Annotated in this window: 13 protein-coding genes; 4 read left to right on the top strand and 9 right to left on the bottom strand. The window is 66.8% G+C overall.

All coding sequences use genetic code 11. The features are described 5' to 3' along the window. Nucleotides 1-40: 40 nt before the first annotated feature. Nucleotides 41-682 (bottom strand): cutinase family protein, encoded by a 642-nt coding sequence (locus MTY59_RS20755; RefSeq protein WP_221046560.1) that lies wholly within the window; start codon nt 680-682, stop codon nt 41-43. Nucleotides 683-858: 176 nt separating this feature from the next. On the opposite strand from MTY59_RS20755, the gene MTY59_RS20750 reads away from it, so the two are divergent. Beyond that, complete coding sequence (locus MTY59_RS20750) at nt 859-1,521, top strand: class I SAM-dependent methyltransferase (protein ID WP_221042819.1); 663 nt, start codon at nt 859-861, stop codon at nt 1,519-1,521. A 12-nt stretch (nt 1,522-1,533) separates the two neighbouring features. Here the strand turns inward: MTY59_RS20750 and mmpH are convergent, their stop codons facing one another. From mmpH to manT, 3 genes are read right to left on the bottom strand one after another with little or no spacing between them, the layout of a single operon-like run. Then, on the bottom strand, nt 1,534-2,610 hold the full coding sequence (gene mmpH, locus MTY59_RS20745) for an MMP endo-(1,4)-3-O-methyl-alpha-D-mannosidase (protein WP_221042818.1): 1,077 nt from the start codon (nt 2,608-2,610) through the stop codon (nt 1,534-1,536). Then, a complete protein-coding gene (locus tag MTY59_RS20740; RefSeq protein ID WP_221042817.1) occupies nt 2,597-3,355 on the bottom strand; it encodes a class I SAM-dependent methyltransferase in 759 nt (252 codons plus the stop codon). The genes mmpH and MTY59_RS20740 overlap by 14 nt, the downstream gene beginning before the upstream one ends. Continuing rightward, on the bottom strand, nt 3,349-4,599 hold the full coding sequence (gene manT / locus MTY59_RS20735) for an MMP alpha-(1->4)-mannosyltransferase (RefSeq protein ID WP_221042816.1): 1,251 nt from the start codon (nt 4,597-4,599) through the stop codon (nt 3,349-3,351). Before manT ends, MTY59_RS20740 begins: the two co-directional genes overlap by 7 nt. Nucleotides 4,600-4,920: 321 nt before the next feature. On the opposite strand from manT, the gene MTY59_RS20730 reads away from it, so the two are divergent. Beyond that, entirely contained in the window at nt 4,921-5,730 is an 810-nt protein-coding gene (locus tag MTY59_RS20730) for a DUF1906 domain-containing protein (protein WP_221042815.1), read from the top strand. A gap of 69 nt (nt 5,731-5,799) precedes the next feature. Here MTY59_RS20730 and katG read toward each other — a convergent pair whose 3' ends face one another. From katG to MTY59_RS20715, 3 genes are all read right to left on the bottom strand, one after another. Next, complete coding sequence (gene katG / locus MTY59_RS20725; RefSeq protein ID WP_221042814.1) at nt 5,800-8,040, bottom strand: catalase/peroxidase HPI; 2,241 nt, start codon at nt 8,038-8,040, stop codon at nt 5,800-5,802. Between the two features lie 48 nt (nt 8,041-8,088). Continuing rightward, entirely contained in the window at nt 8,089-8,529 is a 441-nt protein-coding gene (locus MTY59_RS20720) for a Fur family transcriptional regulator (RefSeq protein WP_221042813.1), read from the bottom strand. A 90-nt stretch (nt 8,530-8,619) separates the two neighbouring features. Then, nucleotides 8,620-9,906, bottom strand: a complete 1,287-nt coding sequence (locus MTY59_RS20715; RefSeq protein ID WP_221042812.1) for a L,D-transpeptidase — start codon at nt 9,904-9,906, stop codon at nt 8,620-8,622. Nucleotides 9,907-10,073: 167 nt separating this feature from the next. On the opposite strand from MTY59_RS20715, the gene MTY59_RS20710 reads away from it, so the two are divergent. After that, nucleotides 10,074-10,901 (top strand): hypothetical protein, encoded by an 828-nt coding sequence (locus MTY59_RS20710; protein ID WP_221042811.1) that lies wholly within the window; start codon nt 10,074-10,076, stop codon nt 10,899-10,901. A gap of 62 nt (nt 10,902-10,963) precedes the next feature. Beyond that, complete coding sequence (locus tag MTY59_RS20705; RefSeq protein ID WP_221042810.1) at nt 10,964-12,454, top strand: FAD-dependent oxidoreductase; 1,491 nt, start codon at nt 10,964-10,966, stop codon at nt 12,452-12,454. 9 nt (nt 12,455-12,463) lie between these two features. On the opposite strand, the gene MTY59_RS20700 is transcribed toward MTY59_RS20705, so the two are convergent. Together MTY59_RS20700 and MTY59_RS20695 are read right to left on the bottom strand one after the other, a co-directional pair. Further along, nucleotides 12,464-13,507, bottom strand: coding sequence for a class I SAM-dependent methyltransferase (locus tag MTY59_RS20700; protein WP_221042809.1), 1,044 nt, complete (start codon nt 13,505-13,507; stop codon nt 12,464-12,466). Between the two features lie 60 nt (nt 13,508-13,567). Continuing rightward, nucleotides 13,568-14,734 carry a glycosyltransferase gene (locus MTY59_RS20695; RefSeq protein WP_221042808.1) on the bottom strand — a complete coding sequence of 389 codons (1,167 nt, stop codon included), beginning with the start codon at nt 14,732-14,734 and terminating at the stop codon, nt 13,568-13,570. Between the last annotated feature and the right edge of the window lie 337 nt (nt 14,735-15,071).

Below are 15,071 nucleotides of genomic sequence, written 5' to 3'. Positions count from 1 at the left end.
ATTCGAGCCTTGCGTAGTGGTCAAGGGATGCGCCGTTGGGTCAGAGCTTGCCGGCGACGAAGTCGGCGGCCTGGTCGGCCATGCCGGCGTCTATGTAGGCGCCGGCGAGATGCTGTGGCCAGTTTTCCTTCCAGGTGTTCGGGTCGGCCGGGTTGCAGATGGGATCGGCGCCGTGGCACAACTCGATGGTCCGGTCGTTATAGGTCGGGTTGAAGTTGGTGATCGGACCCACCCACTGGCTTCCGTTGCCGAACAGGGCGACGGCGGCGACGTGCTGATCGACCCCGGGCGGTAGCGGGCTGTCGAAACCGAAGGCGCCGATGGGCGCCGCCAGCACGACGTCGGTGACCGCCGCACCCAGCGAGTACCCGCCCAGCACCAGCCGGGTGTCGGGGCAGTTGTTGACCATGTCCTGAATGTGGTGGCTCATGTCGTTGGCACCCTGGGCCACCTCGGTGTCGGCCGGGTATTGCACGGCGTACACGCCGACGGTCCTGTTGACCTTGCTGCGCACGTCACTGATGAACGCATTGCCCAGCACGCCCGGCCCGGGTGATTCGTTACGGCCGCGGGCGAACACGATCTGCACCGGCGGGCAGTTCGCGGCCGCGGCCGGCGGTGCCGCCCCCGGCGTCCCGGGCGGCAGCACCGCGGCGGGCAACGTCAGGGCGGCCGCGGCCATGACCGCGGCAAAGCCCACACCAGCAAATTTACGGATAAGCAACGCGCACACGCAGATGATGTTAGAGCGAACCCGCTCCGCCCGCTGGGCAGGCCGGATACAGATCGCGGGTGATCGCTCAGCGCGAACAACGACCACGGTGTCGGCGGCGTCGATCCAGACGATAGGTTCAGCTGATGAGTCACGTCGACGCGCATGCGCCCGAGCGCTTGTTCGCGCTGGCCGAACAGGTGCAAGGTTTCATGCCGGCCGATGAGGGCCGCGCGCTGTACGACGCCGCGCTGCGGTATCTCGGCGGCGGTATCGGCGTCGAGATCGGCACGTACTGCGGTAAATCCACTCTTTTGCTTGGTGCGGCGGCGCAACAGACCGGCGGCGTGGTCTACACGGTCGACCACCATCACGGTTCCGAGGAGCACCAGGCCGGGTGGGAGTATCACGACGCGTCGATGGTGGATGAGGTCACGGGCCTGTTCGACACGCTGCCGGCCTTTCGCCGTGCGCTCGATACCGCCCGGTTGGACGACCACGTCGTCGCGATCGTCGGCAAGTCACCGCTGGTGGCGCGGGCCTGGCGCGCGCCGCTGCAGTTCCTGTTCATCGACGGCGGCCACAGCGAGGCCGCGGCGAACCAGGACTTCGACGGCTGGGCCAAATGGGTCGACACCGGTGGGGCGCTGGTCATTCACGACGTGTTCCCCGACCCGAAGGACGGCGGCCGGCCACCGTATTACATCTACTGTCGCGCACTTGATTCCGGACAGTTCCGGGAGGTCTCGGCCACCGGGTCGCTGCGGCTGCTCGAACGTGTCAGTGGTGAGCCGGGGGAGCAGCTCTAGCGGAGCAGCGGGTTATCGGCCCGGACCGGTGACAACGCATTCGCAATCGAAGTCGGTCTGCAGGCCCACCGGGAGTTCGTCGCCGCGGAAGATTCCCGCCCCGGCGGTGGTGTTCGATAGGGCGTCCGCCGCCAGGATCATCGCCGCACCGGTCCAGGTGGTGCGCTCCTCGGGCCACCGCTTGCCGTCCGCGAAAACCAGCCCCGTCCAATAAGACCCGTCGTCTTCGCGCAGATGCTGCATCGCCGCGAACTGTTGATGAGCATCCGCATCCTGCCCGATGGCGTCCAGCGCCATCACCAGCTCGCAGGTTTCGGCCCCGGTCACCCACGGACGGTCGCCGACACACCGGATGCCAAGGCCGTCAACCACGAAGGCGTCCCAACGCTGCTTGATGCGCGCGGCCGCCGCCGGGCCCCGCAGGACGCTACCGAGGATGGGGTAGTACCACTCCATCGAGTAACGGTCCTTTTCGGTGAACGCCTCCGGGTGCGCGGAGATGGCGTGACCCAGGCGGCCCAGCGCCAATTCCCACTCCGGCTGCGGGTCCTCGACCCAGGCAGCCAGGGCGAGCGCGCAGCGGATGCTGTGAAAGATGCTCGAGCATCCGGTCAGCAGGGCTTCCGGCAGCACACCGGCTTCGCTTCGCGCCCAACCGATCTCGCCATAGCCGAGTTGCATGTCGATGACGAAGTCGATCGCTTTGTGCACCACCGGCCACATCTCGGCCGCGAACGTCTCGTCGCCGGTGACCAGCACGTGATGCCACACGCCCGCGCCGATATAGGCGCAGAAGTTGCTGTCGCTGTTAGCGTCTTCGATGACACCCGCGCGGAACTGGATGGGCCACGAGCCATCGGGCCGCTGGGTGCGGCGGCTCCAGTCGAAGGCGGCCCGCGCCGGCTCCAACAGACCGGCGGTGGTGAGCGCCATCGCGCACTCGATGTGATCCCACGGATCGGTATGGCCGCCCTCGAACCAGGGGATGGCACCCGATGGTTCCTGTGCGGTGGCGATGGAAAGCGCGGTCTGTCGGCATTGTTCGGGAGTGAGGACCCCCGGAATTGCGGGCACGTTAGACCGATGCAACTGAGTATCCTTCAGTCGCTTCGCTTTTCGCCTCCTGCGGTTTGACGAAGTACATCGCTACGCTCTTGCCCAGCAGCGGATTGAGCAGCGACTCCGCCAGCTGGGTGATCTTGGGCCGTTGCATCAGGTCCCACACCAGCAGCTTGTGGTAGGTGGTCACAGCGCGGTGGTCGGTGTTGTCCACGCCCACAGCGCATTTGAGCCACCAGAACGGGGAGTGCAAGGCGTGGGCGTGATGGGTGTGGGTCAATGCCAGTCCGCCGCCCAGGATCTTGCCGCGCAACTCGTTGGCCCGGTAGATGCGTACGTGGCCGCCCTCGTTGGCGTGGTACTCGTCGGACAACCACCAGCACACCTGCTCGGGCAGCCACCGCGGCACGCTGACCGCCAGCGTGCCACCGACTTTGAGCACCCTGATCAGCTCGGCGATCGCCGCGTCGTCGTGGGGGATGTGCTCCAGGATCTCCGAAGCGATGACGCAGTCGAACGTCTTATCGGCGTAGGGCAGCTTGAGCGCGTCACCGACGACCACCTTCGCCGACGCGCCGGCGGGCGCCTGGCCGGTTTCGGCCATCGCGCGCAGAATGGTGTCCACCGACCGCAGTTCGGCTTCGTCGCGGTCGAAGGCGACGACGTCTGCGCCGCGCCGATACGCTTCGAACGCGTGCCGGCCGGCTCCGCATCCCACGTCGATGACCTTGGTCGACGGCCCGATCCCGAGCCGGTCGAAATCGACCGTCAGCATGGCGCTCCGCCCTGCGTGTTGCGCGCGATCGCGCGCTCGTAGACCCGAACGGTCTGCGCGGCCACCGCTTCCCAGCTGAAGACGTTGACGGCACGGGTGCGGCCCGCCTTGCCGAGGCTGCGGCGCTTTTCCGGGGAGTCCAGGAGTTCACCGAGTGCGTGCGTCAGCGCATCCACGTCGGCGGGCGGCACCAGCTCGGCGCAAGTGCCGTCTGTCCCAAGGACTTCCGGTAGCGCGCCGACCCGGCTGGCGACGATCGGGGTGCCGCTGGCCATGGCTTCCACCGCGGGCAGCGAAAACCCTTCGTAGAGCGAGGGGATGCAGGCGACCTCGGCGGACGCGAACAAGGCGGCCAACTCCGCGTCGGACAGCCCGCTGGTGATGTGCACGATGTCGGAGATCCCGAGTTCGGCAATGAGCTTGTGGGTCGGACCGTTGGGCTCCACCTTGGCGACCAACCGCAACTCGAGATCACGGACGGTGCGCAGCCGGGCGACCGCCTGCAGCAGGGTGCGCACGCCCTTGAGCGGGGTGTCGGCGCTGGCGATCGCGATGATGCGGCCAGGCTCGCGGGGACCGGATCCCGGTTTGAACAGCTCGGTCTTCACCCCCAGCGGCACGACGTGAAGTTGCTCGGGTGCCACGCCGAAGTCGGCGATGATGTCCGAGGCCGACGACGACGAGACGGTCAACAGGTCGGGGATGTGCCGGGCGACCTCTTGTTGCATGTCCAAGAACCCATACCAGCGGCGCACCAACGGCTTTCGCCACCATCGCGCGGCGGCAAGGTCGAGCACGCGATCGCGGGTGATCGGGTGGTGCACGGTGGCCACGACCGGCAGTCCCGCCTCGGCGATGCTGAGCAGTCCGGTGCCCAGGCTCTGATTGTCGTGGACGACATCGAAATCGGCTGTCCGCTGGGCAAGTAACCGCGCGGCCCGCATGGTGAACGTTCGCGGTTCGGGAAAGCCCGCGGTCCACGTGGTGAGCAATTCCAAGAGGTCGATGGAATTACGAATCTCGCTCGGCCGCGGCACCCGGAAGGGGTCGGGTTCGCGATACAGATCAAGGCTGGGCACCTCGGTGAGCCGGACCCGCGGGTCGAGCAGGTCAGGATACGGCTGTCCGGAAAACACCTCGACGTCGTGACCGAGTTCCACCAGACCGTGGCTGAGATGGCGCACGTAGACGCCCTGTCCGCCGCAATGGGTCTTACTACGGTAGGACAGCAGGGCAATTCGCATACTCAACTCTTCTTTGCTGGAAAATGACCGCGGAATGGCGCCGAATCCATCGCGGTCAACGGACTCCCGAACTCCGTGACAGCAAACTGGACATGTGTCCAGACTATAGTTCGATCACCTAAGCGAGCGCAACGAGCCGAAGATCCGCCGTGCCGTCCGTAGGCGGCCCCCAGGATGTCCGACACGCAAAGATCATGCCATTGCCCGACCTCCGCGATCTTTCCGACCGGCCGGTTCCGCCCGCGCGGCACCCGGAGTCGACCCGCGCTGACCGGCGAAATCGGCCGAAAGGGGGTGCGGGCATTTTGTTACCATCGCGCGGTGCGGGATTCGGCCGGACCAGGTGGACGCGGCGATCGTCGATCGCCTTCGAGGCGCGACCTCTTCAAATATGCCGGCGCCTATGTCATGGCGCCGACGTTACTGGGCCTGGGCGCGGGCGCCGAGGCCCCGAAGGCGTCGGCTGCCGGCATGCGGCTGATCGATTTCGCCGAGCGCCGGATCGCTCCCGACGAGATCAAGTCGGCCGGCTACGACGGCGTGGTGAATTACGTATCGCAGTCGCGGCCGGGCGCAAACTTCGAGGCCAAACCGCTCACCCGGGACTACGCCGACGCGCTGCGCGCGGCGGGGCTGCATATCGTCAGCAACTTTCAGTACGGCAAGCCCGGCTGGCCCGACCCGTCGGATTTGACCCGGGGCTATGACGGCGGCGTGGCCGACGCGCGCACGGCCATGCAGTTGCACTCCGCCGCGGGAGGCCCGAACTCGGCGCCCATCTTTTTCAGCGTCGATGACGACATCGACGGCAACGTTTGGAATAACGCTGCGGTCCAATGGTTTCGAGGGATCAACTCGGTGTTGGGTGTGGGCCGTACCGGCATCTACGGAGACGCCCAGGTGTGTAGGTGGGCGATCAGGGACGGCGTCGTCGGTCCGTCCACCAGCGCGGGACACCAATGGGTGTGGCAGACGAGGTCCTGGTCGCACGGCGATCGCGAACCGGCCGCGGTCCTCTACCAAACGGTGGTCAACAGCCCGGGAAATCCGGGGCCGCTGCTGGGCGGCATCAATGTCGATGTCGACGACGTCCTCGCCGCCGATTTCGGGCAGTGGGATCTCGATCGCTGACCCAGACGCGAAAGAACGGCACCCCGCGAGCGGATCGCTCGCGGGGTGCCGCTTTTGATCAAGCCCCTCTTACTTGAGATCGAATCGGTCGTTGTTCATGACCTTGACCCACGCCGCGACGAAGTCCTCGACGAACTTGCCCTGGGCGTCGTCCTGGGCGTAGACCTCGGCCAGTGCACGCAGCACCGAGTTCGAGCCGAACACAAGGTCATTCGGGGTTGCGGTCCACTTGAGCGCGCCGGAGGCCCGGTCATGCCCTTCGTAGACGTTCTCCGCGGTCTCCGACGCCTTCCACTCGGTGCCCATGTCGAGCAGGTTGACGAAGAAGTCGTTGGTCAACTCGCCCGGCCGGTCGGTGAACACGCCGTGCTTGCTGCCGCCGTGGTTGGCGCCGAGGGCACGCAGACCACCGACGAGCACCGTCATCTCCGGGCCGGACACCCCCAGCAGGTAGGCCCGCTCCTGCAGCAGCTGCTCGAGGGGTGCCTTCTCGCCGGGACGGATGTAATTGCGGAACCCGTCGGCCCGCGGTTCGAGCACCGCGAACGACTCCACGTCGGTGTTCTCCTGCGTGGCGTCGGTGCGCCCGGGGGCGAAATGCACCGAGATCTCGTAGCCCGCGTCCTTGGCCGCCTTCTCGACCACCGCCGAGCCGGCCAGCACGATCAGGTCGGCCAGCGAGATCTTCTTGCCGCCGGAGGCCGAGGCGTTGAAGTCCTGCTGGATCTGCTGCAGCACCGGCAGCACCTTGTCCAACTCGGAGGGCTCGTTGACCTCCCAGCTCCGCTGCGGCTCGAGACGCAACCGCGCCCCGTTCGCCCCACCCCGCTTGTCGGTGCGCCGGTAGCTGGACGCCGCCGACCACGCCGTCTTGACCAACTGCGGGACCGACAGACCCGACTCGAGCACCCTGCTCTTGAGCGCGGCGACGTCGCTCTCATCGACCAGTTCGTGGTCGACGGCCGGGACCGGGTCCTGCCACAACTGCGGTTCGGCAACCCACGGCCCAAGGTAGCGGGTGATGGGGCCCATATCGCGGTGCAGCAGCTTGTACCACGCCTTGGCGAACGCGTCGGCCAGCTCCTCGGGGTGGTCCAACCAGCGCCGGGTGATGTCGCGGTAGATCGGCGACTCCCGCAACGCAATGTCGGTGACCAGCATCGTCGGGGCGCGCCCCGGCCCACCGAACGGATCGGGGATGGTCCCCGCGCCGGCGCCATCCTTGGCGGCGAACTGCCAGGCACCCGCCGGACTCTTGGTCAGCTCCCACTCGTAGCCGTACAGCGTCTCCAAGAAAGTGTTATCCCACTTGGTCGGCGTCGGCGTCCAGACGACCTCCAGCCCGCTGGTGATGGCGTCCTTGCCCACGCCGGTCCCGTAGGAGCTCTTCCAGCCAAGCCCCTGCTGTTCGATCGGGGCGCCCTCCGGCTCGGGACCCACCAGGTCGGCGTCGCCGGCGCCGTGGGTCTTGCCGAAGCTGTGGCCGCCGACAATCAGCGCTGCCGTCTCCTCGTCGTTCATCGCCATCCGGCCGAAGGTCTCGCGGATGTCGATCGCGGCAGCGATCGGGTCGGGCTTGCCTTCGGGTCCTTCGGGATTGACGTAGATCAGTCCCATGGTGGTCGCACCATAGGGCTGGGCGAGGTCGCGCTCACCGGAGTAGCGCTTGTCAGTGCCCAGCCAGGTGTCCTCCTCACCCCAAAGGATCTCCTCGGGTGCCCAGACGTCCTCGCGGCCGAAGCCGAACCCAAACGTCTTGAATCCCATCGACTCCAGGGCGCAGTTGCCGGCGAAGATGATCAGGTCGGCCCAGGAGATCTTGTTGCCGTACTTCTTCTTGACCGGCCACAGCAGCCGGCGGGCCTTGTCCAGGCTCGCGTTGTCCGGCCAGCTGTTGAGCGGGGCGAAGCGCTGCATTCCCTGCCCGCCGCCGCCGCGGCCGTCGAAGATGCGATAGGTGCCGGCGGCGTGCCAGCTCATGCGGATGAACAGGCCGCCGTAATGGCCGTAATCGGCGGGCCACCAGTCCTGCGAGGTGGTCATCACCGAGTACAGGTCGCGCTTGAGCTCCTCGACATCGAGCTTGGCGAACTCGTCGGCATAGTCGAAATCCTGGCCGAACGGGCTCGCCTGCGGGTTGTTCGGGTGCAACGTCGATATGTCGATCTGGTCGGGCCACCAGTCCCGGTTAGTCAGCGGCGCATGCTCTTTCGGCTGCGGTGAAGGGATTGCTGGGTTTTCGCTTTCGCTTTTGCTCGCCGTCCCGGCGTCGGGTTGGGGTGGACGGCTTGCGGATGTATCAGATGACACAGCATTCCTTTCGGGGGTGGGTGAATCGGGCTGCGATCACGGCGTGATCTAGGAACCTGTCGCCGAGCAATCGGCACATAGGCCCCAGTAGATGACTTCGGCCTCGTCGAGAACGAAGCCATCAAGAACGTTGTCGTCGTCGGAGGGTGTGAGGCAGGGAGCGTCGCCGACGGCGCAGTCGATGTCGGCGATGATCCCGCAGGACCGGCAGACGACGTGGTGGTGGTTGTCGCCGACACGCGATTCATAGCGCGCGACCATGCCCAGGGGCTGGATGCGCCGCACCAAACCGACGGCGGTCAGCGCATTGAGCACGTCGTAGACGGCTTGGCGCGACACATCGGGCAGGCCGACGCGGACCTCCGAGAAGATCGTCTCGGTGTCGGCGTGCGGATTGGCGTCCACGACCTCCAGCACGGCAACCCTGGGCCGGGTCACCCGCAGATCGGCCATCCGCAGCTTGTCCGCGTAATCGGCCGTCGATGACACGCCACCAATATGACGCACTTATTTGGAACGAGTCAAGAGTTTATTGTGAAGTGGGGCACAACTACCGGTGACAAATGGGTTGGATCACGGTCAGGTCGGCTTCAGCGCGCTGCCTTTGCGCCAGTCGTCCCAGCTGAGCGTCCAGTCGCCGTTCTGCGCCAGCGTCAGCGGAGGCCCGCCGCTGTTGCGGACCTCGACCACGTCGCCGGGCACCGAAAAGTCGAAGAACCATTTCGCGTTGTCGGCATTGAGGTTCAGGCAGCCGTGCGACGTGTCGCGGTGCCCCTGGGCCCATACCGTCGCGTCGAGCTCGTGCAGATAGATGCCGTCCGAGCTGATCTTGGTGGCCCAATTGATGGTCTCGCGGTAGCCGAGCCTCGAGTTCTTGGGCAGGCCGAACGTCGAGGAGTCCATGATGACGGGATTGCCCTTGTCCAGGACGGTGTAGACCCCGGACGGGGTCCACAGCGAGATCGTTTTCCCGCCGACCTCTTCGGTACCGCCCATTCCCATGCTGGTGGGCATCGTGCGCTGCAGGATTCCGTTGCTGAAGACGCTGACCTGGTGGGTGGCGTCGTCGGCGATCGATACGTGCGCATCGCCGACACGGAAGGACACCTTGGTGTCGTCTTGCCCGAACAGGCCGTCGCCCAAGGCGATTCCGTAGATCTTCGCCTCGGCGGTGACGTTCGTGCCCGGCGCGTAGTAGCGCTCGGGCCGCCAATGCGCGTTCTGGCCGTCGACCCAGTACCAGGAGCCCTCGACTTTCGGGTCAGTGGTCACCGACAGCTGCCGCTCGGCGGTGGCGCGATCGGCGATCTTTTCGTCGAAGTGCGCCACGATCACCGTTCCGACGCCGTAGGTGCCGCCGTCGCGCAGCGCGGCTTCCGACGTGGTGGTGAACGACACCTTGGTCTGGTTGGACGGCTTCAGCGTGGAGAACGACGAAACCTGCTTGGCCGCAACGCCACTGACGCCAGTGCTGGTGACCGTTAGCGTGTAGGTGCGGCCATAGCCCAGCGGGACGGTGGGCTTCCACACCGTGTTGTCCGGGGTCATGACGCCCTCGACCGGTTTGCCGCTCTCGTTGACCATGTCGACGCCGGTCAGGGTCCCGTTCTCGGCTTTGACCGTGACCGGGGCAACCGGGTCGACGTCATGGGCACCGGGGCCAGGGGTGATCGATATCTGGGCCGGCCCAGCGGTTTTCGCTGGTGCATCGCTTTGACCGCAGTGGCCGCCGGGGCAATGTGACGTCGACGCAACGTATATCGCGGCGACCGCGGCGACGATCACACACACCGCAAGCAAGAGTCGGCGGGGCCGGCTGACTCGCATGATCCGGCCGACGAGCTGATCACTGTTCTTGGACATCATGAAGCTGCCGAAACCCTGCTTTCTGTTTACTCGCAGGCCGCGAACTTCTGCCCGGCGATGTCGATGTTGTAGAGAGGTATCCCGCGACGTGCGGTTTTTAAACCGTCGCGGGGTTGGGCTTCGTCACTCCGAGCCGCCACCGGCCGTCCACGAGAGATCATGGCCTTATGGCCGATGCGGAACTCGACAGCCTCTACGAGGTGCCACCCAAGGAGTTCACCGCGGAGCGCGCCAGGTTGGCCGCCGCGGCCAGGCAGCGCGGCGATACCGCGGCAGCGAAACGGATTTCCGCCGCCAACAAACCGACGACGGCGGCGTGGATTGTGAACCGCCTGGCACTCCGGCACGCCGACACCCGCCAGCGGCTGACAGACCTGGGGGAGCGATTGCGCGCCGCGCACGCCGCGATGCAGGGCGGGCGCATCCGGGAACTGTCGGCCGAGCAACACGAACTCATCGATGAACTCACCCACAAGGCCCTGCGGGCGGCCGACCTGACGCAACCGTCGGCGACCGTGCGCGAAGACCTGGCCAGCACCCTGCAAGCCGCGATCGCCGACCCGCAGATCAGCGCGCGGTTGGGCAGGTTGACCCGACCCGAGCAGTGGTCGGGTTTCGGCGCCTTCGGCGATGGCGATGCGGTGCCGGAATCGGCGGATACGCCCAGCGAACCGGCGAAGCCGCGGAGCACCCCCGCTCGGAAGCGGCCCGCGAAGCAGTCGGGGGAAGAGAAGGCACAGGCCCGACGACGCGAGAAGCTGAGCGCGGCCGTTACCACCGCCGAACGCGCCAAGGCCGAGGCCGACGACCTGGTGACCGAGCTCCTGAGCCAGCGGGATGCAGCCCGGCAGCAACGCGACGATGCGGCCCGGGCACTGCGGGCGGCCGAGCGGGAACTCAGCGCCGCCGAAAAGCACTACGACAAGGCAAGGGAAGCGGCCCGAACCGCCGCGGACGCCGTGAAAGAGGCGAAAGCCCGGTTGAGGCGGGCGTGAGCGAGTAGCGGCGTTTCCCAGGGCGGGGCCGGGGTATCAGGTCAGCCGTGACTTCTTTATGGATGACCGAACGAACCGACCAGCCTTGGACTGCAAACCAGCTTGACCAAGAGTCCGGGTCCGCCGATGTCATCGTCGTGGGCGCCGGCATTACCGGTCTGATGACGGCGGTGCTGCTGGCCCGCGCGGGCAAGGATGTGCTGGTGCTGGAGGCCCGCACGGTGGGGGCGTGCGCGACCGGCAACACCACCGCCAAAATCAGCCTGCTGCAGGGCAGCCAGCTTTCCAAGGTGCTGCCGCGGCACGGCAGGGACGTGGCACGCGCGTATGTCGACGGCAATCGGGAAGGCCAGGAGTGGGTGCTGAGCCACTGCGAGGCGCACGACGTGGCGGTGCAGCGCGAAGATGCCTACACCTACGCCCAGTCGGTGCGGGGCGTCCCGTCGGCGCGAGCCGAACTCGCGGCGTGTCAGGCGGTCGGCCTGCCCGCGGTGTGGGACGACGACGCCGACGTGCCGTTCTCGTATCACGGCGGTGTGCGGCTGGCGGACCAGGCGCAGTTCGACCCGATGTCATTCCTCGACTCGTTGGTTGTCGAGCTGCTGGGTCGCGGTGGGCGGCTGGTCGAGCACACGCGAGTGCGGCGGGTCTCTTGGCGCGGCAAGAAGGTGCGCCTGCATGTCAACGACGCCGCCCAGCGCGACGTCCAACTTCAGGCCGGCCAGCTGGTGCTGGCGACGGGCATCCCGATCCTGGATCGCGGCGGCTACTTCGCGCGGGTGAAGCCGAGCCGGTCCTACTGCTTGGCCTTCAAGGTTCCGGGCAACATCACCCGGCCGATGATGATCTCCACCGACTCGCCGACGCGGTCGGTGCGCTACGCGCCGGTCGCGGACGGTGAGCGGCTGATCGTGGGCGGGGCCGGCCACACTGTGGGCCGTGAGAAGAGCCCGTCCGAGGCGCTGGACGAGTTATCGAAGTGGACGCGCAAGCACTACCCGGGTGCCGTGCAGACCCACTTCTGGTCGGCGCAGGACTACACGCCCATCGACCATCTGCCCTATGTTGGGCCCATCCTGCCGAACACCGAAAGCATCTTTATCGCAACGGGTTTCAACAAGTGGGGGATGACCAACGGTCCGGCCGCGGCGTCGGCGCTGTCGAGCCGCATCCTGGGTGGGCGGATGGATTGGGCCCGGGCCTTCGCCAGCTGGAGTCCGCACGAGCTGACGGGCCTGGCGACGGCCCTGCAGGCCAACCTCGAGGTCGGCTTCAACCTGACGAAGGGCTGGATCACCCCGGCGGTACGCACCCACCGCCGCAGCCCCGTCGACGGCGAAGGCGGGGTGGTGAGTGGCCCGCCGTGGCATCTGGAGGCCCGCTGCCGCGTCGATGGGACCGAGCACCGCGTCTCACCGGTGTGCCCACACCTGGGCGGCATCGTGAACTGGAACGACGCCGACAACGCGTGGGAGTGTCCGCTGCACGGGTCGCGGTTCGCGCCCGACGGCACCTTGCTGGAAGGGCCGGCCACTCGCGACTTGACCGCCTAGACCCGCGGGTCAACCCGCTTTCTGAAACACCAGCCAGCGCAACTCTATTGGGGAATCGTCGCGCTGAACGTCGAACACATCGAGGCCGCCGGCCCACCCCTCGAACCAGCCCGTCGGCGGCCAGGCGTCCGACGGTAACCGCGCCTTCTCGTATTCGTAGGCGGCGTCGTCGGCGATCGGCTCGAGAGGCAGGCCGGCCGCCGCGGCGGTCACCTCGTCGCGGGTGAAGATCATGCTGTTGCACTGCTGACTGAGTTGCACCGCGACGTCGTCGGGAACGTAGCCATCGCGAGCCAGGAAGGTGTTGAAGACCAAGCGCCCACCTTGGGCCAGGCAATCGGTGGCGAGTTCGAACATGCCGCGCAACTCGTGCGGCGTGCGGAAGTCGGACACCACCTCCGAGAGCACCATCAGCTGATACCGATCGCGTACACCCTCCATCGCCGTGAACACGTCGCTTTGAATGACGTTCACGCCCAACGATTCGCCGGCGGCTTCTGCGACGATGACCTCCGCGAACTTCGCGGTCATCTCGACTGCGTCGACCGGGTGTCCGCGCCGGGCCAGGGCCAGCGCGTTGCGTCCGGTTCCGGCGCCGACGTCGAGCACGCGATAGACCGAAGGATCGGCCGCCTCCGCCGCCAGCGCGAGCACGCGCGCATCGGGCTCGGTCCCGAACAGCGGCGGCGGGCGGATCGCCATCCACTGGTCGTAATCGGCCTCGACCGTGCGCCATTCGGCTTGGACCCGGAAATTCACGCCGGTCCCGAATGGAGCCTCATACGAGATGAGGACCTCGGAACGGGGGGAGGCCTTGAAGGCCTTCGCCAACTCAGCTACCAGCGCGGCCCGCAACTGTGCGGACTGCTCGGGTGGGCACCAGACGCCCAGGGTGGCGCAGACGTTGTTGCACAACTGGACGTACTCGTCGATCAAGCCCGGCACCGCCGGCACCCGGATGTGGCCCTCGGCCGACAATCGTCGATACAGCCGCCTGATCATCGCCTCGCGCAGCATCGACGGGTCGAACGACTTATTCGGCGGATCCTGCACCAGAACCTTTTACATGACCGGCGGGCTTTGCACCACCGCTGGGCGAAACGGGCGGCGCGGCTACACCCGGCGGGCGGCGGATTCGAGAAGATCGGCCGCCTTGGCGACGCTTTCGGCGGGTGTGCTCATTTGGGTGGCCATTTCCCTGGCTCGGCTGAGGTAGTGCGCCGACCGCACCGAGCGCAGGTCGGCGACAAGCGAATCCAAGGTGGAGGCCGAGAACGCCCGCCCCACGCCGACTTCCAACCTGCGGACCGCGTCGGCCCAGATCGGCTGATCGAGCCAGAGCCAGAGAATCAACATGGGCACGCCCGCCCGCATAGCCGCGGCGGTGGTGCCTGCGCCGCCGTGGTGCACGATTGCACGGCACGCCGGAAAGACGGCGGCGTGATTCACCGCCTCCACGATCTTCACGTGATCGGCGGGCGGGATACGGGTGAAATCGTTTGGGCCACTGCAAATCAACGCTCGCTCGCCTATCTGGGTGCAGGCCGCGCTGATCACGGCGACCGTCTCGGCGGGTGAGGTGACCGGCGTGCTGCCGAATCCGAAATAGATCGGTGGCGTCCCGTCGGCTATCCAGGACAGCACCGCGTCGTCCGCCTCCGCCGGCAGCCCCAGGGTCAGCGAACCGACGAAGGGGCGTCGGTATCCCGGCCCGGCCCACTGCTTCGCCAGTTCGGGCGCCCACAGCTCGTCGTAGGTCTGGATCTCGAGCGCCGGCTGCGTCGACGGGTTGTCGGGCAGACCGAGCGCTCGACGCTGGGACGTTGCGGCCGCGCCGGTGACTTCTGACTGCAGCCGGCCGAGTTCCAAGGTCTCGGCGGGAAAGAAGTGCAGCGCGGCCAGCGGTACGCCGAAATGCTCCCCGACGTTGGCGACCAGCCGCTGCTCGTTCATCCCGGCCACCAGTAGGTCGGCGCCGGCCGCCACCGAGGTCAGCGTCTCGCTCTTGCCGGTCCACACCGTGGTGACGCGCTCGATGAGTTGCGGCAACGCGCTCATCGGATTCTGGACGTTGCGGACGAAGTTGGTCGCCATGTTGATCTGCTCGCGGCTGTCGGGCCCGTACGCGACCGCGGCGAGCCCCGCCGACTCGGTCATGCCTAGCTTGTCGGGCGGCACCGCGATCAGGACGTCGTGCCCTCGGCGGTGCAACTCTTGCGCGACGGCGACGCAGGGCTCGACGTCGCCACGGCTGCCATAGGCGGCCAGCGTAATTTTCATCAACAACCTCACTCGCGGGGACGCCACAAATCCAAGCAGAACCGGCACCGCCAGACCCGCTGGGCGCGCCCCCGCGGCTCTGAACTGGCTTCTTGACGAGTCCTGCCGCATGAATAGCGGCCGGCTGACGCTGGGTGGGATCGGTCCGGTCCCGTTGAGAGCCGGCTGAGAGTGATTTGCGCAATACGCGCCTAACCCTTGTGAGTTTCGGCCGTCATGTGCAGGTAACCTATCGTTAACCATCGGCAACAATTTCGCTGTATTCGTTGACGTGGGAGCACCTGCAAACGAGTGAGGCCGGCCCGCTAGCACTGGGGACGGTCACATTCGGTCGTCT

The sequence above is a fragment of the Mycobacterium senriense genome, from assembly GCF_019668465.1.
GTDB classification, from domain to species: Bacteria; Actinomycetota; Actinomycetes; order Mycobacteriales; family Mycobacteriaceae; genus Mycobacterium; species Mycobacterium senriense.
Note: the sequence above shows the minus strand (reverse complement) of the source record. Positions and strands in the feature narration are given on the sequence as shown.